The organism is Williamsia muralis (assembly GCF_002735905.1).
Taxonomy (GTDB): domain Bacteria; phylum Actinomycetota; class Actinomycetes; order Mycobacteriales; family Mycobacteriaceae; genus Williamsia; species Williamsia muralis_A.
Map to the genome: position 1 here is coordinate 49,483 of NZ_PEBD01000012.1, position 21,642 is coordinate 71,124.

A 21,642-nucleotide genomic window follows, 5' to 3' on the forward strand; every position below is an offset into this window, starting at 1 on the left:
CTGTGGATCACTGTGCGTTGCGGTTGTTCTCGGGATCTTCCAGGAGCATGTAGCGTCCCAGCATGCGCTTGAGTTCGGTGACCGTCGCGGAGTGGTTCTGACCTTCTTGCACCGAGAAGCTGAGCAGCGAGTACGCCGTGTGCACCAGGAGTTCGGACATCAGCGCCCGGCGCCTGCGGTCGGGGGTCAGTGGGGCGATGATCCGTGCGACCAATTCTGCCAGCGCACGCTCGTGCACGGTGGCAGTGGCACGAGTGGCGGGCGTCGACTGCACAGCGAGCCACACCGCGCGTCGGGACGGATCGTCGTGCCACAGCTGCGCCAGGTGATCGATGAACTTCTCCAGTAGGCGAGGCCAGTCCAGAGACGGAACCTCCGCGGCGAATCTGGCCAGTTCGCTCTGTACCCCGGCAGCGTCTTCGCGATCGAGTTCGCAGACCACGACGTACTTGTTCGCGAAGTACTGGTAGAGCGTCCCGATCGGGACGTCGGCGCGCTGGGCGATGTGCTCACACGTCAGCGACTCGAAGCCGACCTCGATCAGCAGGTCGCGCGCAGCGGCAAGCATCGCATCGAACCGCAGTTGGCTGCGTTGCTGTGTCGGCCGTTTGCGCGGAACGAGTGGTTCGGAACTGAGCAACCGAGAGACACCGGTCTTGAGGGCGCCCGAATCCCCGGTGCCGGTACCGGACTGCCGCTGGGCCATGGCCACAGGTCGCTTCGGCTAGACCGAGAGGTCGCGGCGAAGTTTCGCCACGTGCCCTGTGGCGCGCACGTTGTACTGTGCCACAGCGATTTTGCCCTCGGCATCCACCAGGAAGGTGGATCGGATCACTCCGGTGACGGTTTTGCCGTACATCTTCTTCTCACCGAACGCGCCCCAGGCCGTGAGGACTGCCTTATCCGGGTCGGATAGAAGCGGGAACGTCAGCTCCTCTGCGTCGCGGAACTTGGCCAGTTTTGCGGGCTTGTCCGGAGAAATGCCGATGACCTCGACACCCGCGTCGTTCAGCTCGCCCAAGTTGTCACGGAAGTCGCAGGCCTGCTTGGTACAGCCTGGAGTGCTGGCAGCGGGGTAGAAATAGACGATCACCTGACGTCCCTGATAGTCGTCGAGCGAGACGGTGTTCCCGTCGGCGTCCGGCAGGGAAAAGCCTGGGGCCTTGTCGCCCACTGCGAGTCGTGTGTTCTCAGTCATCGGGTTCAGGCTAGCCGAGGAGGCAATTCGTGTGGCGGAACACTGGCAACCCTGACTGTGAACTACCGTAGAGCCCGAGAACTGACCGGCCGCTCCGCGCCTTCGTACGAGCGCGGGGAGTGGACTTCACCGATGGAGGACCTTGTGGGACGCGATACCGACGACATCGAGCGCGAGATCGAACGGGCCCGCGACGAACTCGCCGAGACCCTTGACGCGCTTGCGACCCGCGCCAATCCTCAGCGACTGGCCGAAGACGCCAAGGCCACTGCGCTCGTGACCCTCCAGAAGCCGGCGGTCGCGGGAACGCTGATCGCGGTCGGAGTCGTCGTGGTCGCGATCGTCATCAAGAAGATCGTCTCCTGAGCATCTGACCGATTGAGCAGCTTCAGTCGAGCGGCTGGGACCCCGACCGCTCGACCGAAGCCGCTTCCCGGTCCTCGCGCTGAGCGCGATAGATCGAGTCCCCGCTCCGCAGCACCAGCAGGTAGGCGATACCCACGGCGACCATCCCGCCGGGCAGCAGGGTGTAACCGCCGGTCATCTCGGCCACCATCAGCATCACCGCTATCGGCACACGGGCGATGGCGCCGAAGCAGGCCATCATTGCGACGATGACAAACGCCGCCGGCGCCTCGGGTACGCCTGGAGCGAACGGCTCCAGCAGTCGCCACAGCGCAGCGCCGACGAATGCGCCGATCACCATGCCCGGACCGAAGATGCCTCCGGCGCCTCCGGACCCGATCGACAACGATGTCGCGAGGATCTTGGCGAAGGGGAGTGCCAGCACGATCCACAGCGGCATCGAGGCCAGTGTCTCCGCGCTCATCGCTTCCTGCACCCATCCGTACCCGCTGCCCAGTATCTCGGGCATCGCCAGGGCGAGCAGACCCACCAGGAGACCGCCGACGGCGGGTTTGGCGATCCGGTTGCCGGGCAACCGGGCGAACACGCTGACCGTGCCGTAGAAGAAGCGGCTGTACAGAATTCCCACGCCGCCCGCGAGTAGTCCGATCACGGCGAACCAGATGAGCTGTGTGGGTGACTCGAATCTGTAGTCGTCGGCCACGAATCCGAACAGCGGTTCGTAACCCTCGACCGAGCCGAACACGCTGTAGGCGGTGACAGACGAGATCAACCCGGGGATGAGCGTCCGGAACTCGAAGTCGTTGCGGTACAGGATGGCTCCCGACAGCACCGCGCCACCCAGAGGGGCTCCGAAGATTGCTCCGATGCCTGAGCCGATCCCGATCGCTACCGCGATTCGGCCGTCGTCGTCGGTCAGATTCAACCATCGCGTGAACAGCGACCCGAATCCTGCGGAGATCTGTGCTGCCGGTCCTTCCCGACCCGCAGATCCGCCGGAGCCGATGGTCAATGCGCTCGCGACCATCTTCACCCCCACCGCCCGCATCCGGATGCTGCGCGGACCGGAATGGACGGCCTCTATCGCGGCATCGGTGCCATGCCCTTCTGCCTCGGGTGCGAACCGTGCGACGAGAACGGCCGAAGCAAGCGCGCCGCCGGCGACGACCAGGGGGATTGCCCAGGGCCGACTGAAACCGTCTGAGTGGCCCGTGTCGCCGTCGCGCCCGGCCTGGGGAGGTTCGTAGCCGCCGAGGCCCTCCAGGAGGAGTCGGCCGGCCAGCTCGAGCATTTCGAAGAAGACCACCGCGCCGAGTCCCGCGACCACGCCGATGGAGATGCCCAACACCAGCCACTTGACGGCATAGCTCGAGCGCTCGAGTCGGCTACCGATTCTGGCGCCGAGCGCTACGACAGCAGCCCCTCGCGTCATTGGGATGACAGTAATGGGAAGAGCGTGTCCAGGTGTGACAGTTGATGATCGATCACGCGCGACCGGTCAGGTGGGTGTCGATTGTTGGAATGATCTTTGGCCGTTGCGGCCCGGGCAGGAATTGAAGTGGTGCAGTCAATCCGAGAAGTGCGCCATCAGGGACTCGAACCCCGAACCCGCTGATTAAGAGTCAGCTGCTCTGCCAATTGAGCTAATGGCGCGCGTTGTTGCGACTTGGAACGTTAGCAGGACTCATGCGGAAAACGAAAATCGCGTGGTCGCAGAGGTGAAAACGGTCCGTTTTGACCGCTCGTCGCGTTTCCTGTCCGTCACACATTGCCCGTAGACTCTCCTCAGTTGGTTGGTGCCCACTCGTTGGGCTTGAGGGGATGTTTGGAGTGTGATGGGGTTCACGCAGACCTCGGTAGGACAAGGGGCTCGAAAGTCCACTGTTTTCATGGTTTTCCTGATCGCACTCGCCGCGGTGATGTCGGCGTGTGCCTCCGATGCCCCAAGGCCCAAGTACAGCGATCAGGTCGTGAGCACCACACCGTTCGACGATCTCCTGCAGCCGGCGGTGAAGATCACCGGTTTCGCGGACAAGCCAGTGGTCGACGGTGATGTGGGGTTCTCGCCCGGTGCGCCTGTGAAGGTCACCGCGAGCGACGGGCGTCTCACCGACGTCCAGATCACCAACTCGGCGGGCGCACCGGTGCCGGGCACGCTGTCGCCGGACAAGAAAAGCTGGACCGTGGCCCCCGGGTCTTTCGGTTACAACAAGACCTACACGCTCACCGCTGACGCCAAGGGCATCGGTGGCAACACCAAGGCGACCACCTCGTTCACCACGAGTTCGCCCAACAACCTCACCCAGGCCTACGTACTGCCAGAAGACAATTCGACTGTCGGCGTCGGGATGCCGGTGTCCATCCGATTCGATGAGGCGATCCCCAACCGCAAGGCTGCGCAGGACGCGATCACGGTCCGCACCGACCCACCCACCGAGGGCGGGTTCTACTGGCTCAGTGACACCGAATTACGTTGGCGCCCGGCGCAATTCTGGAAGCCCGGCACCAAGGTCGATGTCGCGGTCAACACCTACGGCATCGATCTGGGTGACGGTCTCTTCGGCCAAGAGAACCTGAAGACCAACTTCACGATCGGGCGCGAGCTCATCGCCACTGCCGACGACAACACCAAGACCATCACCATCACGGAGAACGGCAAGGTCATCAAGACGATGCCGACGTCGATGGGCAAGGATTCGACGCCCACCGACAACGGCACGTACATCATCGGTGATCGTCTCGACCGCATCGTGATGGATTCGTCCACCTACGGTGTCCCGGTCAATTCTCCGGCCGGGTACCGGCTGGATGTCGACTACGCCACCCAGATGTCGTGGAGCGGTATCTACATCCATTCCGCGCCATGGTCGGTGTACGCGCAGGGCAGCGAGAACACGAGTCACGGATGCCTGAACGTCAGCCCGGAGAACGCCCTGTGGTGGGTTCAGAACTCGTTGCGAGGCGACGTCGTCACCGTGAAGAACACCGTGGGTCCTGAGCTGTCGGGTACCGACGGCCTCGGTGACTGGAACATTCCGTGGGAGACCTGGAAACAGGGCAACGCCTGAGGCTGAGGGTCCACCCCGATGTGGACCTCTGGATCGACTCCGAGTCGTGAGCCCGGCCTGGGGTCGCTTCACGCGGGGAGTGGGCCCACCGCGCCTGCGTCGTCGGAGCTGCTAGGCCCAGGCCTGGCGGTGGCTCGAACTTGGTGATGCTTATTTTTCACCACGGCTGGGCTCCTCGGAGGCCATCCGGATAAGGAAGCGTCCGATCCACGCCTCCTCGGCCTTCTCCGGGCCCGTATCCGTTGGGCTGTGACGTCAGCGCGGGTCATCGCAGCCCACACACCCACCGAGATGTAAATGGTGGACAATCGGTGCAACGACGAGAACTGTTCGTCGGCGCGGCGGGTGAGGCGGGCGCCCGCTGGGGACAGCCTATGTAGCTGTCAATAACGCGCACATTCCCGACGGCCGTTGTCCGAAGTGGCTGTGTTAGGGCTTCGCCTGTGGTGTGATCGGCCGGTGAAGGGCGTTCTGCTATCGCTAGTTGCGGTTGGGCTGCTGTTGATCGGAGGGTGCGCTGGAGCCGGCGAACCACGCGAGTCAGGCGAGGTAAGCAGTTCCGGATCGCCTTCGGCCGAACCTCAGGAGTCGTCGCGTGTGTCGCCGCCAACTCCGCCGACCACCGAGACTCCCGCAGTGCCGCCACCTGTTGTGGTCGATGAACCAGCGCCGGTCACGTTCGAGTGCGGAGACCCATCCTTGTATCAGTCGGGGACGGCAATCTACTCGGACGGTTCCACAGGGTACGAAGCCGACTGTGACACTTACGTTCCGCCACCGCCCGACAACGGAACCGGCTATCCCTACGATCCGAGCGAAGACCGCAACGGCGACGGAGTGGTCAATGGATACGAGCGGTGCGGTGTCGCCTGCGGCGATGAACCGACGAGTGGCGACATTCAGACTCAATACGGGTGTGAGCAGGGGTACATCACGGGGCCGGCTTGCGAGTAGCCGGCGGACCCAGTCGAGGTTCGGGCGATGCCGGCCGAGGGGTCAGGGGATCTTCGCATGAGCCCGTGGCGGGAGGAAAACCTTTCGGTCGACGGCGCGAGACAGACGGCCCGGCTATTCATGAGAAACGACAAAGGCCGGTGCTTGCGCGATCAGCGCTCACACCGGCCCTCGTGTTGGGGTGGACGACGGGACTCGAACCCGCGACAGCCAGAATCACAATCTGGTGCTCTACCAACTGAACTACGCCCACCATCGGTCCGCGTTAGCGGAACCAGGGACTTACTCTAGCGGCTCGCCGGTCCGGAATTCCAATCGGTTACCCGGCCTGTCGCCATCAGGCCGGACCGAGCGTTTTGGTCACTTCCTCGATGGCCGACGATTCGGGCCCAGGAGGGGCCACAAACGCTGTTGCCCGGTAGTACTTGAGCTCCCGGATCGATTCCCGGATGTCGGCCAACGCACGGTGTGCCAGGCCCTTCTCGGGCTGTCCGAAGTAGATGCGCGGGTACCACCGGCGGCACAGTTCCTTGATGGAACTGACGTCGACCATCCGGTAGTGCAGGTATGCGTCGAGTTCGGGCATGTCCCGAGCTATGAAGCCGCGGTCGGTGGCGATCGAGTTGCCGGCAAGGGGGACTGCGCCGGCGGTGTCGATGTGCTTGCGCAGGTAGTCGAGGACCTGCTTCTGCGCCTGCTCGATGGTCACGGTGGACGCACGCACTTCTTCGGTGAGTCCGGATGCTGCATGCATCTTCTTCACCACCGCAGGCATGGCGGCCAGGGCGTCGTCGTCGGCGTGGATGACCACGTCGACGCCGTCACCGATGATGTTGAGTTCGCTGTCGGTGATCAGGGCTGCGATCTCGATGAGCTTGTCGCTGCGCAATTGCAGCCCGGTCATCTCGCAGTCGATCCACACAAGTTTGTCTTGCACCCCACAACCCTAGTTGAGCGGTTCGCGGCGTCATGCCCTGACCTGCGCCCGCCCGGGGGTAGACCTAGTCGCCGAGCTTGCGATAGAACGAGCCGACGATCGGTGCAGTGAACTTCCGGGGGGTGTAGCCACCGGCAACCGACATCGCCTTGGAGAGCGCCCCGGGGACCACGCGCATCTTGTTTCTCTCCAGGGCGTCGAGGCTGAGTTTCGCAACTGACTCGCTCGAGTTCCACATGAAGTCGGGGACCACACGATCGACGATGCTTGCCTCTTCGGGCGTCGGAGTGTGGGTACGCACAGGCCCCGGTGCCAGCAGAGTCACGTGCACACCCTTGTCGGCCACCTCACCCCGGACCGATTCGGAGAGGGTGTTCACGAACGCCTTGGTCGCCGCATATGTGGCGTTGTTCGGAATCGGCATGTTGCCCGCCGCCGAACCGACCATGAGGATGCCGCCGGCTTTGCGTTGAACCATCTGCGGCAGAACCGCGAGTGTGAGGTCGTGCACGGCAACGGTATTGAGCCTCACCTGTGCTCGCTCGTATTCAGGGTCCAGCTCGGACAACGGTCCGAAGGTGGCGATACCCGCGTTGTTACACAAGATGGAGATCTCACGGTCGCGGAGTTCGTTGCAGAGGGCGTCGGTCGCGGTCGGATCAGAGAGGTCGGTGGCACGCACCTCCGCCTCGACACCGAACGTCGCGCGCAACTCGGTTGCGGTCGCGGTCAGGATTTCCTCGCGGCGGGCAACCAAGATCAGGGAGTGCCCGCGTCGGGCGAGCTCGGTCGCGAGTGCTGCGCCGATACCCGACGATGCGCCGGTGACGACTGCCCTGGCTGACGGTGTCGCATGGGGGATAGGCATGGCGCGATCGTATCGGGAGGATGCCTTCAGGTGGCTGACAGCCGAAACATGCGAATGTCTCGCGAGGTCTTGCTGCGATAGATCGCGTAATTGCGCGCCACTTTTTCGAACTCGCGGTAGAGGCGTTCCTTTTCGCTGCCCTCGACAAGCGTGGCAGTCGACGCGATCTCGGTTCCGTCGATGTTCACCCACGCCGCGGGGTTCGCGAGCAGGTTCGCGGTCCAACCGGGGTGGTGGGCCTGCCCGAAGTTGGAACCGACCACGTAGAGGTCGGGGTCCTCCCGGTAGTACAGCAGGGGCGATACCCGGTGTTGCCCGCTCTTCGCGCCGATCGTCGTCAGCAACATGGTGGGGGCCCCGACCGGACCGGCGATGGTGAACCGCCCCCTGCTACGGATCAGAAGTCGCCGGTCCAGCGGAATCATCTTGCGCGCCAACCACGTTCCGGGTGAGGTGGCCGCCACCGCGAACATGACCCGGTTCAGCGGCGAGCTACTCGAGCCCCAACGCCTGTCGGGAAATGGTGCGGTCACGGCTTCACCCTTCGTGGTTCGGCTTCAGACGATACTTGCGGCGACCTCGGTGCCCTGGCGGATCGCCCGTTTCGCGTCGAGTTCAGCGGCTACATCGGCGCCGCCGATGACGTGGGTGCTCACGCCCGCGACGGTCAGCGGGTCGACGAGCTCGCGCACCGACTCCTGACCGGCACACACCACCACGGTCTCGACATCGAGCACACGCGAGGTGCGATCGCCGACTTCCTCTTTCGGGGCGAAACTCAGGTGCAGACCTGCATCGTCGATCTTGTCGTAACTGGCGCCGGAGATCTGCTCGACGCCTTTCATCTTGACAGTCGCACGGTGCACCCAGCCGGAGGTCTTGCCCAGCGACTTACCTTGCCGGCCCGGTTTGCGCTGCACGAGATACACCGTGCGAGCAGCGGGGGTCGGCCGTGGTTTGCCGACAAACCCCGGCACACCCAGGTCGTCGGTGATGCCCCATTCCTCTGCCCATTCCTTGACGTTCAGGGTGGGGGAATCGTCGACGGTGAGGAATTCGGTGAGGTCGAAGCCGATACCGCCGGCCCCGATGACAGCAACGGTCTTTCCGATTGCCTTGTGGCCGAGCACAGCCTCCGCGTACGACATCACCTTGGGGTGGTCGATACCTGGGATGTCGGGCATGCGCGGGGTGACGCCGGTCGCCACGACAACATCGTCGAACTTCTCGTCGATCAGTTCCTCGGCGCTGACCCAGGTGTTCAGATGGACGCGAACACCGGTCGCCTCGAGCTGGGCTGTGAAGTATCGGATGGTCTCCGAGAATTCTTCTTTGCCGGGAATCCGCGCTGCGATGGAGAACTGACCGCCGATGTGTTCTCCGGCCTCGTACAGGTGCACCTCGTGCCCTCGCTGCGCGGCGGCGACCGCTGCCGACAGTCCGGCCGGTCCAGCACCCACCACGGCGACGCGCTTGGACTTGCGGGTGGTGCCGAGTGTCAGCGTTGTCTCGCGTCCTGCGCGTGGATTGACCAGGCATGACACCTTCTTGCCGACGAACGCATGGTCGAGGCACGCCTGATTGCAGGCGATGCAGGTGTTGATCTCGGCGGCCCGCCCGGCCTCCGCCTTGTTGGCGAACTCGGGGTCGGCCAGTAGAGGACGCGCCATCGAGATGGCATCGACTCGTCCACCCTCGAGGATCTGCTCACCGAGTTCGGGGGTGTTGATGCGGTTGGATGCGATGAGCGGAATCGACACCTCTTCGCGCAAGCGCTCGGTGTAACTGACAAACGCCCCACGAGGAACGGACGTCACGATGGTGGGTACCTGCGCTTCGTGCCAACCGATGTCGGTGTTGATCGCGTCGACACCGTGCTCTTCGAGTTTGCGTGCCAACAGGGCGATCTCATCCCACGTCTGGCCGTCTTTGACGAGGTCGGCAATGGACTGTCGCATGATCACCATGAAGTCGGGGCCGACTCGTTTGCGGATCTCCTTGACGATCTCCACAACGATGCGCTGGCGGTTCTCGGTGCTACCACCCCATTTGTCGGTGCGGTCGTTGGTGCGCTTGCACAGGAAAGTGTTGAGCAGGTAACCCTCGCCGCCCATGATCTCGATACCGTCGTAACCGGCCTCGCGTGCGAGCTTCGCGCAGCGCCCATAGGACCAGATCGCATGCTTGATGAGGGCGTCGTTCATCTTTATCGGCTGAAACGGGTGCACCGGTGATTTTTCCCAGCTGACACTGAACTTGAACGGTGTGTACCCATACCGGCCGGCGTACAGCACTTGCATCGCGATCTTGCCGCCCTCTTTGTGCACCGCGCTGGTGAGGCGTCGGTGGCGGATCACGTCGAACTTGTTGGTGAGTTTGCCCGCGAACGGCGACAGCAGGCCCGCACGGGTCGGTGCGATTCCTCCGGTGATGATCAGTGCCGCACCGCCTTTGGCTCGTTCGGCGTAGTAGGCGGCGAGCTTGTCGACGTCCCAGAGGCGATCCTCCAGACCGGTGTGCATGGAACCCATGATGACGCGGTTCTTGAGTTCGACCTTGTTGATGGTCAACGGCTCGAACAGTTTTGGGTACGGGTTGGTCATGGGTGGAACCTTTCTTGTCACGGGGGCTGGCCGCGACGCTTTCAGTTGCTGGGTGGTTCGTCGAGCTGAGCGCTCAACGCGCCGATCACTTCGTCACACCACTCGATGAACCCGATTTCGATACGAACTCCACCGCGCAAGACCAGGTATTGCTTGAGCTTGCGGAAGTTGAGGGCGTCGGGGTCGGGGTAGTCGTTCTTCTCGAATTCCTGGTAGAGCCTCAGTCGGCCTTCGTGCAGGTCGCGATGGCGCTTCAGTTCTGCGATGAGTCCGGGTAGGTTGCCGAACTCGGCGGCCCTGATCTTGACGCCCAGTTCGTCGCGTAGTTGCTGAGGTTCGGTGGGGGAGCTGACCCATTCTCTCAGCGCCACACGCCCTTTGGCTGACAGCGTGTAGACCTTTTTGTCCGGTCGGCCGTCTTGCGCAATGGATTCGTAGCTCACCAGACCGTCGGTGTGCAGCTTTTTGAGCGTCCGATAGATCTGCTGATGTGTGGCCGACCAGAAATGGCCGATGGACCGGGTGAACTGTTGCCCGATTTCGTAACCGGTGCCCGGACGCTCGGCGAGCGAGGTCATGATCGCGTGTTCGAGTGCCACGCCAGCACGATACCTGTGCAACTGCGCGCTATGCAACAGTGTTCATATGCCAGTTTCTACTAGCTGTGAACTGCGAAGCAGGCGCTATGTCGTTCAGTGGGCGGCGTGATGGTGCTCGATCACGCGGATTTCACCGGACCGCTCACACGTTGCGTACCCCTGCCGTTTCGCGAACAGCTCCCACGACGGCCCTACCGGGTCTGCCGGAACGTCGATACTGCTGCCGTCGCCGAACTCCATGTGCAGGTCCCCGTCGTCAGTGCATTCGGCCACCGAGCATCTGCTGCCCAGCATGGTGAACAAGGGACGTTGCTCGGGGATCACGTTGGCCGGATCGATGTCGTCGTGGTCGATCCCTCGTCCTCCGATGGGTGGTGAGGTCAGTGAGAAGGGCGACCACAACACCAGCTCGCAGTGACCGTCGAAAAAGAACGTCAAGTTGTCGTCGAATGTGAGTCGTTCGACGTGATGGCCTTGTATCCACAGGTGCACGGCTACCTCCAAGTGGTGTACGTCACATTCGACTGTCGCGCACATACGCGAGTTAGGCAAGAAGAACGCTGGTCAGCAGTTGCTCGTGAAGTGTCGATTCGTGACTGAGCTGGATGACGATCTGAACGCATTGGTCATTCTTCGTCGAGCGGCGCGTTCCGGGAGTGAAGGCCTTCGACACCGGAGAATCGCCGCAGCAGAGCCGGGGGGCAAATATCTGCGGGTGGTGTCGCAGTGAACATGCGACGTCGGATCTCGGTGCCCCCGGCAGGACTCGAACCTGCGACCTAGAGATTAGAAGGCTCTTGCTCTATCCACCTGAGCTACGGAGGCGTGCCGACTTGTCGGCGCAGGCGAGTATATCGGCCGATGCAATCGCGGGCGGACGCAGCTCACACCCGTGTGGTGCCTACCCTGGTGGGATGAGTACGACTACAGCCGATTCGATCGACATCCGCCGCAGCGGGGCGGCGAGCATCGGCTGGGTTCTGTCCTGGGTCGCGGCGGCTGCGGCCATCGCGGTCACGGCCATCTCGGCGAGCGTTGTGCTCGATCTGGCCGGCGTCGGTGATCCCGGCGCCCTGACCCGGTACGGGCTGCCCACCGTCCAGGCGATCGGGGAGGTCGGCGCCGTCGTGGCTGTGGGCGGCACGCTGTTCGCGGCGTTCTTCGTCCCCCCGCAATCGGACGGGGTACTGGACGTCGGCGGCTACCGGGCCATCCGATTCGCCGCGGTCGGGGCCCTGGTGTGGGCGATCGCGGCTTTGCTGATGATCCCGCTCACCGTGTCGGACACCTCGGGGTTCCCGCTGTCGGAAACGCTGTCCATCGACCGTTTGATCACCGCCCTCGACCAGATCGCCGATGCCCGTTCCTGGCTGTGGACCGCGATCTTCGCGTTGATCTGCGCCGTCGTAGCACGCATCGCCCTGCGCTGGACCTGGACGCTGATCGCATTGCCGCTGGCTCTGCTGACACTCATGCCCACCGCTCTTGCCGGACACTCGTCAACCGGCGGCAGTCACGATTACGCCACCAACAGTCTCATCCTGCACATCGTGGGTGCCTGTCTGTGGATGGGTGGACTCTTCGCGGTCCTCGTCTATGCGCGCGGAGGCGGTCGTCACACGGCCCTGTCAGTTCGGCGATACTCGCGCATCGCGTTCTGGTGTTTTCTAGTCGTCGGCGCCAGCGGAGTGATCAATGCGTTGATCCGAGTGCACCTCGACCAGTTGTTCACCGAGACATACGGCCAACTCGTCGTTGCGAAGACCATTGCATTGGTCGTACTCGGCGGCTTCGGGGCCTGGCACCGGCGTCACACGATCTCGACTTTGTCGGCGACGGAGAACCGGACACCCTTGATCCGGTTCGCCCTGGCCGAGTTGTTCGTCTTTGCGGCGACCTTCGGCCTCGCGGTCGGACTGTCCCGCACGCCGCCACCGGCCAACGTCAACCCGGCCGATATGCCGGCCACCGAATTGATCCTGGGCTACCGACTGGACGAAGCGCCGACCATCGGGCGGATGTTCGTCGACTGGCGCTTCGATCTGCTGTTCGGCACGCTCGCCATCGTCATGGCGGTTGTGTACCTGCGCGGGGTGTACCGGCTGCGCAAACGTGGCGATGCGTGGCCGATCGGTCGCACAATCGCCTGGATGCTGGGGTGCGCGGCATTCCTCGTCGCCACGTCGTCGGGCCTCGGAAAGTATGCGCCGGCGCTGTTCAGCGTCCACATGGTGGCGCACATGATGTTGTCGATGCTGGTGCCGGTCCTACTGGTTCTCGGTGGCCCGGTGACACTGGCGTTGCGCGCCATACCGCCCGCGGGCAGGACTGCGCCTCCGGGACCACGCGAGTGGATTCTCGCCGTCCTGCACAGCCCGTACTCGCGCTTCCTCACCCACCCGCTGGTCGCGTCGGTGCTGTTCGTCGGCAGCTACTACGTGCTGTATCTCGGCGGCCTGTTCGAGATGCTGGCCGAATATCACGCAGCACACGTGGCGATGAATCTGCACTTCCTGGTCAGTGGCTACCTCTTCTACTGGGTGGTCATCGGCATCGACCCGTCGCCGAGGACCCTGTCACCGGTGGCAAAACTCGCCATGGTCTTCGGGTCGCTCCCGTTCCACGCCTTCTTCGGGGTCGCGCTGATGAGCACCGACAACGTCATCGCCCGGTCGTACTACAACAGCCTTCTGCTGCCGTGGAATCCCGATCTGCTGAGTGACCAGCGGCTTGGTGGGGGCATCGCCTGGGCGGCCGGCGAGATACCGCTGGTGCTGGTGATGTTGGCGCTGCTGGTGCAGTGGAGCCGACAGGACCAACGTCAGGCGACCCGGTTCGACCGGCGGGAAGATCGCGACCATGATTCGGAGTTGGCGAGCTACAACGCGATGCTCGCCCAGCTGGCCGGTCGGCCAGGTGGGCCGGGGCAGGCCGGGGCGAAGGCGCCGACCGCAGCAGGGGACGACCACGACATCGAAGCGGACGGCGACGAGGTTGTCGACGTGGACGCGAGCGAGACAGGTCCTGGCGCCCGTAAGTGACGATTTTTGCGCCGGTTGTCCACAGCACTGAAATTGTCCACAGGTAGGTGCGCGAGACCCACTGAAGTGTCCGCTCGATGGCACATGCTGAACCCACAGAGATCCGCGCCGTTCTTCGGCGCACATCATGAGGGGGAGACCATGTACGAGACCTACACCACCGTGATCGGGACCGCGATCACGAACCCACGTCGACGACAGACCGCAGCCGGCGAAGATGTGCTGTCGTTCCGGATGGTGTGCAACCCCAGACGCGTTGACAAACGGAGTGGCGAATGGGTGGACGGGCCCGCGTTGTATCTGACTGTCAGTTGCTGGCGCCGACTCATCGACGGGGTCGCGCCGGTGGTCGCCAAAGGCCGGCCGATCATCGCACGGTCAGCTCAAGACAAACGAATACGTGTCGGACAACGGCGAACGGCGGTCAGACCTGGAAATGACCGCAACGGCGGTCGGCCTCGATCTGACCCGCTGCCGGGTCGCGTACGAGGGATCGTCAAGGGTGACGAGATCCACCGATGCGCCCCAGGCCGGGGTGACCGCGCCGACAACACGCGATTCGGGCGAGGCGGCTGCGGCTTGAGCTGCCTCGGTGCCGCGCAGTACGCATAGAAGGGTCGCCGCGACCGACCGGAGATCACCGACCCACTACGCTGGTGATGTTGCGGACGGCCTTCTCGGCGGCCGACCGGCGAGAAACCGCGGTGGACACCTGCGAGCACAGTGAGAGAGGCCAGAGCGTGCCAGAATTTATCTACACAATGAAGAAGGTGCGTAAAGCGCACGGCGACAAGGTGATTCTCGACGACGTCACCATGTCCTTCTACCCAGGCGCCAAGATCGGTGTGGTCGGGCCCAACGGCGCCGGCAAGTCGTCGATCCTGAAGATCATGGCGGGCATCGATCAACCGTCCAACGGCGAGGCGTTCCTCGATCCCAACGCGACCGTCGGCATCCTCATGCAGGAGCCCAAGCTCAACGAAGAGAAGACGGTTCGGCAGAACGTCGAAGAAGGCATGGGCCTGATCAAAGAGCAGCTCGACCGCTTCAACGAGATCGCCGAGCTCATGGCCACCGACTACTCCGACGAGCTCATGGAAGAGATGGGCAAGCTGCAGGAGGCGCTCGACCACGGTGATGCGTGGGACCTCGACTCCCAGCTCGAGCAGGCGATGGACGCACTGCGGTGCCCGCCGGCCGACGAACCGGTCACCCATCTGTCCGGTGGTGAGCGTCGCCGCGTCGCGCTGTGCAAGCTGCTGCTGCAAAAACCCGACTTGCTGCTCCTCGACGAGCCGACCAACCACCTCGACGCTGAGAGTGTGCTCTGGCTCGAGCAGTACCTGGCGGCGTACCACGGCGCCGTCTTGGCCGTCACCCACGACCGGTACTTCCTCGATCACGTCGCGCAGTGGATCTGTGAGGTCGACCGCGGCAAGCTCCACCCCTACGAGGGCAACTACTCCACCTACTTGGAGAAGAAGGCCGAGCGTCTCGAGGTCCAAGGCAAGAAGGACCAGAAGCTCCAACGCCGCCTCAAGGAGGAACTCGCCTGGGTGCGGTCGGGCTCCAAGGCGCGCCAGACCAAGAACAAGGCTCGTCTCGGCCGTTACGAAGAGATGGCTGCCGAGGCCGACAAGATGCGCAAGCTCGACTTCGAAGAGATTCAGATCCCGACCCCGCCGCGCCTCGGCGACGTGGTGGTCGAGGTCAAGAACCTCGACAAGGGCTTCGACGGCCGCGTGTTGATCAAGGACCTGTCGTTCACGCTGCCGCGCAACGGAATCGTCGGCGTCATCGGCCCCAACGGTGTCGGTAAGACAACCCTGTTCAAGACGATCGTCGGACTCGAAGAACCGGATTCCGGCATCGTCAAGGTCGGCGAGACGGTCAAACTCAGCTACGTCGACCAGAACCGCTCGAACATCGACCCGAAGAAGAACGTGTGGGAGGTCGTGTCCGAAGGGCAGGACTTCATCACGGTCGGCCAGAACGAGATGCCCTCGCGGGCCTACGTCAGTGCATTCGGCTTCAAGGGTCCCGATCAGCAGAAGAAGGCAGAAGTGCTCTCCGGTGGTGAGCGCAACCGTCTGAACCTGGCCCTGACTCTCAAAGAGGGCGGCAACCTGATCCTGCTCGACGAGCCGACGAACGACCTCGACGTGGAGACGCTCGGTTCGCTGGAAAACGCACTCGAGCTGTTTCCGGGTTGCGCAGTGGTCATCTCGCACGACCGGTGGTTCCTCGACCGCACCTGTACCCACATTCTGGCGTGGGAAGGCAATGTCGAAGAAGGCAAGTGGTTCTGGTTCGAAGGCAACTTCGAGGCCTACGAGGCGAACAAGATCGAGCGCCTCGGCGCGGACGCGGCCCGACCGCATTCGGTCACCCACCGAAAGTTGACGCGCGACTAGAGTTGTTTCATCGCCCACCGCGGTATCCGCAGAACTCCGAGAGTGACGGCTCATGACCGGATCAACGAAAACGGACCTGGCGGATTCGCGGGGCGACGATTCCTCCGAAGCGATCAAAGCGCTTCTGCCGCAGGCTGTGGCCCCCTATTTCCACGGGCCCGGCAGTGTCGACGAGACCACGTGGGATGAGCTGGGGCCGGAGCAACGGTCCCAGCTCACCGCCCACGTGACAATCGCCTATACGCGCGCGGGCGGCGTTGCGATCACCGACGTCGTGTTCGACGGCAGCGCGGTGTCGGTGTCGATGGTCACCGATGACATGCCCTTGCTGGTCGAATCGGTGGTCGCAGCACTCGAGGCCTCTGGGCTGATGGTGGTTCGCATCGACCATCCGATCATGCTCGTGGTCCGCGACGGTCACGGCGAGCTGCGAGAGATAGTTGATTCTGACAAGCCCAGCGATACGGTCCGAACCGACCAGCAGGTCGAATCGTGGATCAATGTCCATGCCGTTCCACGGGTGTCGCCCATCGACATCGATGTGGTGAGAACCGAACTCGACACCGTGATCGGCCGCATCGCCGATGTGCACGACGACCGCGCGCCGATGCTCGATCTGCTGACCGGGCTGGCCGACACCTACTCGTCCTATCTGACGACAACCCTTCCCGACGGGCTCGACCGGGCTGCCGGAGAAGACTTCGCGCGTCTCTTGCGCTGGCTGGTGGAGAACAACTTCACCCCGTTCGGTTACCTGCATTGCGACGGGGCTGGGCGCGATCGCACGCCACGCCGGCCCTCCGGCCTCGGTGTCTGGCGCACCGCGGATGTCGAACACAAGGCGACCCAGGGGACAGGTGCTGTCGCCGTGCAGCAGCTGTATCTGCCGACGCGTATACAGCGGTCCAACTTCCCGAGTTTGATCCAGATCGACGACTACGACGACAACGGCCGCAGCGTCGGTGAACACGTGTTCGTGGGCAGATTCACGCCCACGGCCTTGCACGAGAACATCTTCGACATCCCCGTCCTGGACACCAAGGTGGGCGAGGTGTTGGCGGCTGCCGAGGTCGAGGCCGAGTCGTACACCGGTATGGCGATGCTCGAACTCCTGCAGACGTTCCCGCGATCAGAGCTGTTCTCCCTGCAAGCGGGAGAGCTCGCCCGCACACTCACCGAGGTGCTCGAGGCCGTCCCCAATCGCCAGCTCCGCGTATTTCTCCGACCCGACCCGGCCGGCGAGATCGTCTCTGCCCTGGTGTATCTGCCCAGGGACCGTTACACCACGCGGCTACGGGAGGCATTGCAGAACGAACTGCTGAGTGCGTTGGGCGGCGACGCACTGGAATACACCGCCAGGGTCAGCGAATCGCCGTTGGCGCTCCTGCATGTGGTGATGCGCATCTCCGCGTCCGCGTGCGCCGAGCTCGGAGATCTGGCCGTCGGCTCGCCGGGTCAGGTGGCCATCCAGGACAGACTCATCGCAGCCGCACGAGGCTGGGACGAACGGCTGAGGCAGGTGGCCGCGAACACCTCAGGGACCGCCGGCCCGGAGGTGGTTGCGTTCTATGCAGCGACCCTCGCCGACAGTTACAAGGACATCCGTGCCCCGTCGGAGGCATACACCGATATCGATGTGGTGCAGGGCCTCGGCGACGGAGCGTTCGAGGTGAGGTTGTACCGCCCGGTGGGCGAAGACGCCGAGCTGGCAGAAGATACTGCAGCACAGCAACATTGGCGGTTCGCCTTCTATCTGTGCGGCCGATCGGCGACTCTGACCGAGGTGTTGCCCGTGCTGCACAGCCTCGGCGTCAACGTTCTCGACGAACGGCCGTATGAGCTACGACGTCCTGATGGCCAGACGTGCCACATCTATGAGTTCAGTCTCTCGCTCGCCGAGGGTATGGCGGTCGACGAAAAGACCACCGACGACGTCGAACATCGGTTCACCGACGCATTCGCACAGATCTGGCGCGGCGATGCAGAGGTGGACGACTTCAACGAACTCGTGTTCCGCTGCGGCCTGACCTGGCGTGAAGCGGCAGTGTTGCGTGCCTACTCCAAATATCTGCGTCAGTGCGGTTCGTCCTACAGCAACAACCACGTGGCGTCCGTTCTGGGCGCACACCCGACGATCACCAAGGCGCTCGTCGAGTTGTACGCGGCGTCGTTCGATCCCGAAGCAGCTGACGATGACCGGCGGTCAGAGGTGCTCGACGGTCTGGCGGCCGACGTCGGGTCGATCATGAGCCTCGACGTCGATCGCATCATCAGTGCCTACATCTCGGTGATCTCGGCGACCGTGCGTACCAATTACTACGTCGCCGCTGAACATGGTTCATCACGGAACGTCCTCGCTTTCAAGTTGCGCCCCAGGGACATTCCGCAGACGCCGGAACCACGTCCGCTGTATGAGATCTACGTCTACTCTCCCCGGGTGGAGGGCGTCCACCTGAGATTCGGGTCGGTGGCTCGCGGCGGATTGCGTTGGTCGGATCGGCGTGAGGACTTCCGGACCGAGATCCTCGGGTTGGTCAAGGCGCAGGCGGTGAAGAACGCGGTCATCGTGCCGGTTGGTTCCAAAGGCGGATTCGTGGTCAAGCGGCCGCCGTTGCCGACGGGGGACCCCACCGCGGATCGGGACGCCTACCGAGCAGAAGGAGTGGAGTGCTACCGCCACTTCATCTCAGGACTGCTCGACCTCACCGACAACATCGACCAGAAATCGGGGAACGTCACCGCGCCCACCCGGGTGGTACGCCGCGACGATGACGATCCCTACCTGGTGGTCGCCGCGGACAAGGGCACCGCCACGTTCTCCGACATCGCCAATGATGTTGCGGGGCAATACGGTTTCTGGCTCGGGGACGCGTTCGCCTCCGGCGGTTCGGCCGGATATGACCACAAGGCGATGGGCATCACGGCCAGAGGCGCCTGGGAGGCGGTCAAACGTCACTTCCGAGAAGTGGGCGTCGACACCCAGACCGAGGACTTCACGGTGGTGGGCATCGGCGACATGAGCGGCGATGTCTTCGGTAACGGCATGCTGCTGTCAGGGCATATTCGATTGACCGCGGCGTTCGACCATCGTCACATCTTCATCGATCCCGCCCCCGATGCGGCGAAGTCGTTCGCTGAACGACAGCGCTTGTTCGAACTGCCGCGCTCGTCGTGGGCCGATTACAACACCGAGTTGATCAGCGAAGGTGGCGGCGTGTGGTCGCGCGACCGCAAGTCCATCGACATCAGCCCTCAGATCGCGAAGGCACTGGGAGTGCCCGAAGACGTCTCGACTCTCTCGCCCCCGGAACTGATCCGCGCCATCCTGCTCGCTCCCGCCGATCTGCTGTGGAACGGCGGCATCGGAACGTATGTGAAGGCGAGCACCCAGTCACATGAAGCGGTGGGGGACAAGGCGAACGACGCGATCCGCGTGGACGGGAACGAGCTGCGCGTCAAGGTCGTCGGCGAGGGCGGCAACCTCGGAGTGACCGAACTGGGTCGTATCGAGTTCGATCTGAGCGGTGGACGCATCAACACCGATGCGATGGACAATTCGGCCGGCGTCGATTGCTCCGATCACGAGGTGAACATCAAGATCCTGCTCGACTCCCAGGTGTCGGCCGGTGAATTGGCTGCTGAGGATCGAAACCCGTTGCTGGAGTCGATGACCGAAGAGGTCGGTGACCTCGTGCTGGCCGACAACGTGTCACAGAACGCCGAGCTGGGGACCAGCCGATCGCAGGCGGCCGAAGCGGCCGAGGTCTACGTGAGGCTGCTCAAGGAGCTCGCCGGCCGTGGGGTCAACCTGAAGCTCGAAGCCCTCCCTCGCCCGGCCGAGCTGATCAAGCGCGGTGAGTCCACCGGGCGTCATGGTCTGACGTCGCCGGAGCTTGCGACGTTGATGGCGCACGTGAAGTTGGCGCTCAAGTCCGACATGCTCGACGGTGACCTGCCGGACAATGACGTCTTCTCACCGCGTCTGATGACGTATTTCCCCGTGCCGCTGCGAGAGCGGTTCGCCGAAGGGATCGTCAACCACCCGCTGCGTCGCGAGATCGTCACGACGGCAGTGGTGAACGACCTCGTGGACAACGCGGGAATCACCCATGTGTTCCGCCTGTGTGAGGGGAGCGGATCCACGTCGCTCGATGTGGTGCGCTCATTTCAGGCGGTCACGCAGATATTCGGGCTGCCCGGGTTGTGGCAGGACATCGCTTCGGCGCCCTGCTCTGTCCCGACCACCGACGCGATGATCACCTACGCGCGACGGCTGCTCTTTCGCGCGTCGCGCTGGATGATCGCCGGCCGGCCGCAACCTCTCGCGATGGCCGCCGAGGTGACGCGCTACGCCGCACTTGTCGCCGAACTGTCGCCCCAGTTGCCGGGTTGGCTTCGTGGCAGTTCCGCCGAGGGGGTCGAGCGTCGCGCCCAGCGCTTGCGCGATGACGACGTGCCCGCCGAGATCGCCGAGGCCGTCGCCGTCAGCCTGCACCGGTTCTGCCTGCTCGACATCATCGACGCGGCCGAGATATCGGACCGAGAGCCTGCCGAGGTGGGGGAGTTGTACTTCGAGGTGATGGATCATCTCGGCGTCGAGGATCTGTTGACCGCGGTGTCCGACCTTGACCGCAAAGACCGCTGGCACTCGCTCGCCCGGCTGGCGTTGCGGGACGACCTGCACAGCACGCTGCGATCGCTCTGTCTGGTGATCCTTGATTCGGCCGAGCCCGACGAGTCACCTGCCGAGAAGATCGCCGACTGGGAACTCAGCAACTCCTCGCGCCTCGCCCGTGTGCGGACGACCCTCTCCGACATAGCCGAATTGGGCGAACTCGATCTCGCGACGCTGTCGGTGGCGGCTCGTCAGCTCAGGAGTTCGATCCGCTGATGGCGACGTTGACCCTGGCGGCCCGCGACCGCACCGATCTGGCCGTGTTCGCCGGCCGGGCTCTGCGCGCCGACGATGTCGCTGTTCTCCGCATCAAGAAGCGTCCCGATGGCCTGCTGGGAATCTGGGTGAACACCGGCTTCGATGTGTTGGCCACCCGGGTGGTCGCGGGATCCATCGAGGGTGACGACGTGGTCTGCGGTGCAACCGAATTGCGCAGCGCGCTGAGGCGGGAGGCGGACAATCCGGAGACCGCGTCGGTCGACACCGGATTCCCTCTCGACAGTGCCTGGCGCGGCGCCCTGCCCGCCGTCGACGGATTCGTCCACGTCGATGACGTTCCGGCCCGGGTACTGATTCAGTTGTCGCGTACCGGGGCGGAGGTGGCCCGCACCCAAGGCAGCGGCCACGGACCGCCGACCTCATTGCTCGACCAGCAGGTGCTCGACGTGACAGGGGAGACGACAGACGAGGTCGTCAACGTATCGATGCGGTCGATCTTTGCGCTGACGGCAATGGGTTTCGTGCGGCAGGCCGACAATCACGACGTCACCGAGACGTCGGACATCGAACTCATCGACGCCGACGAAGTCGTGCGAGTGCGTTGCACCCCGGTGTGGGCGCGACTCGACGCCCGATTCGGGTCGGTCTATCAGCGGCGCACGATGGCGTTTTCGCTCCAGGTCAACTGAGCCTGGCGGGT

At 63.7% G+C, this 21,642-nt stretch carries 15 protein-coding genes, 3 tRNA genes and 1 pseudogene; 7 read left to right on the plus strand and 12 right to left on the minus strand.

Annotated features, from left to right (window positions below; all coding sequences use genetic code 11):
- Window positions 1–7: 7 nt before the first annotated feature.
- Window positions 8–706, minus strand: a complete 699-nt coding sequence (locus tag CSW57_RS22290) for a TetR/AcrR family transcriptional regulator (protein ID WP_099384838.1) — start codon at window positions 704–706, stop codon at window positions 8–10.
- An 18-nt stretch (window positions 707–724) separates the two neighbouring features.
- Entirely contained in the window at window positions 725–1,198 is a 474-nt protein-coding gene (bcp, locus tag CSW57_RS22295) for a thioredoxin-dependent thiol peroxidase (RefSeq protein ID WP_099384839.1), read from the minus strand.
- Between the two features lie 144 nt (window positions 1,199–1,342).
- Between bcp and CSW57_RS22300 the strand changes: the two genes are divergently transcribed.
- Complete coding sequence (locus tag CSW57_RS22300; RefSeq protein WP_099385042.1) at window positions 1,343–1,564, plus strand: DUF3618 domain-containing protein; 222 nt, start codon at window positions 1,343–1,345, stop codon at window positions 1,562–1,564.
- Between the two features lie 22 nt (window positions 1,565–1,586).
- Here CSW57_RS22300 and CSW57_RS22305 read toward each other — a convergent pair whose 3' ends face one another.
- Window positions 1,587–2,996 (minus strand): chloride channel protein, encoded by a 1,410-nt coding sequence (locus CSW57_RS22305; protein ID WP_099384840.1) that lies wholly within the window; start codon window positions 2,994–2,996, stop codon window positions 1,587–1,589.
- Between the two features lie 148 nt (window positions 2,997–3,144).
- Window positions 3,145–3,217, minus strand: a tRNA-Lys gene (locus tag CSW57_RS22310).
- A 236-nt stretch (window positions 3,218–3,453) separates the two neighbouring features.
- Between CSW57_RS22310 and CSW57_RS22315 the strand changes: the two genes are divergently transcribed.
- Window positions 3,454–4,632 carry a L,D-transpeptidase gene (locus tag CSW57_RS22315; protein ID WP_099384841.1) on the plus strand — a complete coding sequence of 393 codons (1,179 nt, stop codon included), beginning with the start codon at window positions 3,454–3,456 and terminating at the stop codon, window positions 4,630–4,632.
- 1,131 nt (window positions 4,633–5,763) lie between these two features.
- On the opposite strand, the gene CSW57_RS22325 is transcribed toward CSW57_RS22315, so the two are convergent.
- The 8 genes from CSW57_RS22325 to CSW57_RS22360 all read right to left on the minus strand — a co-directional run bounded on the left by CSW57_RS22325 (window position 5,764) and on the right by CSW57_RS22360 (window position 11,418).
- Window positions 5,764–5,839 (minus strand) — tRNA-His (locus CSW57_RS22325).
- An 84-nt stretch (window positions 5,840–5,923) separates the two neighbouring features.
- Window positions 5,924–6,523: an oligoribonuclease gene (gene orn / locus CSW57_RS22330; protein ID WP_023960479.1), complete on the minus strand. Its 600-nt coding sequence runs from the start codon at window positions 6,521–6,523 to the stop codon at window positions 5,924–5,926.
- Between the two features lie 64 nt (window positions 6,524–6,587).
- Window positions 6,588–7,391 (minus strand): mycolate reductase, encoded by an 804-nt coding sequence (gene cmrA / locus CSW57_RS22335; protein WP_099384843.1) that lies wholly within the window; start codon window positions 7,389–7,391, stop codon window positions 6,588–6,590.
- Between the two features lie 26 nt (window positions 7,392–7,417).
- Complete coding sequence (locus CSW57_RS22340; RefSeq protein ID WP_223249441.1) at window positions 7,418–7,924, minus strand: nitroreductase family deazaflavin-dependent oxidoreductase; 507 nt, start codon at window positions 7,922–7,924, stop codon at window positions 7,418–7,420.
- Window positions 7,925–7,948: 24 nt separating this feature from the next.
- On the minus strand, window positions 7,949–9,994 hold the full coding sequence (locus CSW57_RS22345) for an NADPH-dependent 2,4-dienoyl-CoA reductase (RefSeq protein WP_099384845.1): 2,046 nt from the start codon (window positions 9,992–9,994) through the stop codon (window positions 7,949–7,951).
- 41 nt (window positions 9,995–10,035) lie between these two features.
- The gene (locus CSW57_RS22350; RefSeq protein WP_099384846.1) at window positions 10,036–10,593 is read right to left on the minus strand and encodes a PadR family transcriptional regulator; all 558 of its coding nucleotides are present in this window, start codon (window positions 10,591–10,593) and stop codon (window positions 10,036–10,038) included.
- A 93-nt stretch (window positions 10,594–10,686) separates the two neighbouring features.
- The gene (locus CSW57_RS22355) at window positions 10,687–11,085 is read right to left on the minus strand and encodes a DUF6188 family protein (RefSeq protein WP_099384847.1); all 399 of its coding nucleotides are present in this window, start codon (window positions 11,083–11,085) and stop codon (window positions 10,687–10,689) included.
- A gap of 259 nt (window positions 11,086–11,344) precedes the next feature.
- A tRNA-Arg gene (locus tag CSW57_RS22360) sits at window positions 11,345–11,418 on the minus strand.
- 89 nt (window positions 11,419–11,507) lie between these two features.
- Here CSW57_RS22360 and CSW57_RS22365 point away from each other — a divergent pair.
- The 5 genes and pseudogenes from CSW57_RS22365 (at window position 11,508) to CSW57_RS22385 (ending at window position 21,631) form a co-directional block, all read left to right on the plus strand.
- Window positions 11,508–13,634 (plus strand): cytochrome c oxidase assembly protein, encoded by a 2,127-nt coding sequence (locus CSW57_RS22365; RefSeq protein WP_099384848.1) that lies wholly within the window; start codon window positions 11,508–11,510, stop codon window positions 13,632–13,634.
- A gap of 141 nt (window positions 13,635–13,775) precedes the next feature.
- A pseudogene (locus tag CSW57_RS22370) lies at window positions 13,776–14,217 on the plus strand (single-stranded DNA-binding protein).
- Between the two features lie 157 nt (window positions 14,218–14,374).
- Window positions 14,375–16,048, plus strand: coding sequence for an energy-dependent translational throttle protein EttA (gene ettA, locus CSW57_RS22375; protein ID WP_030163760.1), 1,674 nt, complete (start codon window positions 14,375–14,377; stop codon window positions 16,046–16,048).
- A gap of 52 nt (window positions 16,049–16,100) precedes the next feature.
- The gene (locus tag CSW57_RS22380) at window positions 16,101–20,939 is read left to right on the plus strand and encodes an NAD-glutamate dehydrogenase (protein ID WP_099384849.1); all 4,839 of its coding nucleotides are present in this window, start codon (window positions 16,101–16,103) and stop codon (window positions 20,937–20,939) included.
- The gene (locus CSW57_RS22385; RefSeq protein WP_189339408.1) at window positions 20,939–21,631 is read left to right on the plus strand and encodes a hypothetical protein; all 693 of its coding nucleotides are present in this window, start codon (window positions 20,939–20,941) and stop codon (window positions 21,629–21,631) included. Before CSW57_RS22380 ends, CSW57_RS22385 begins: the two co-directional genes overlap by 1 nt.
- The last annotated feature ends 11 nt before the right edge of the window (window positions 21,632–21,642 follow it).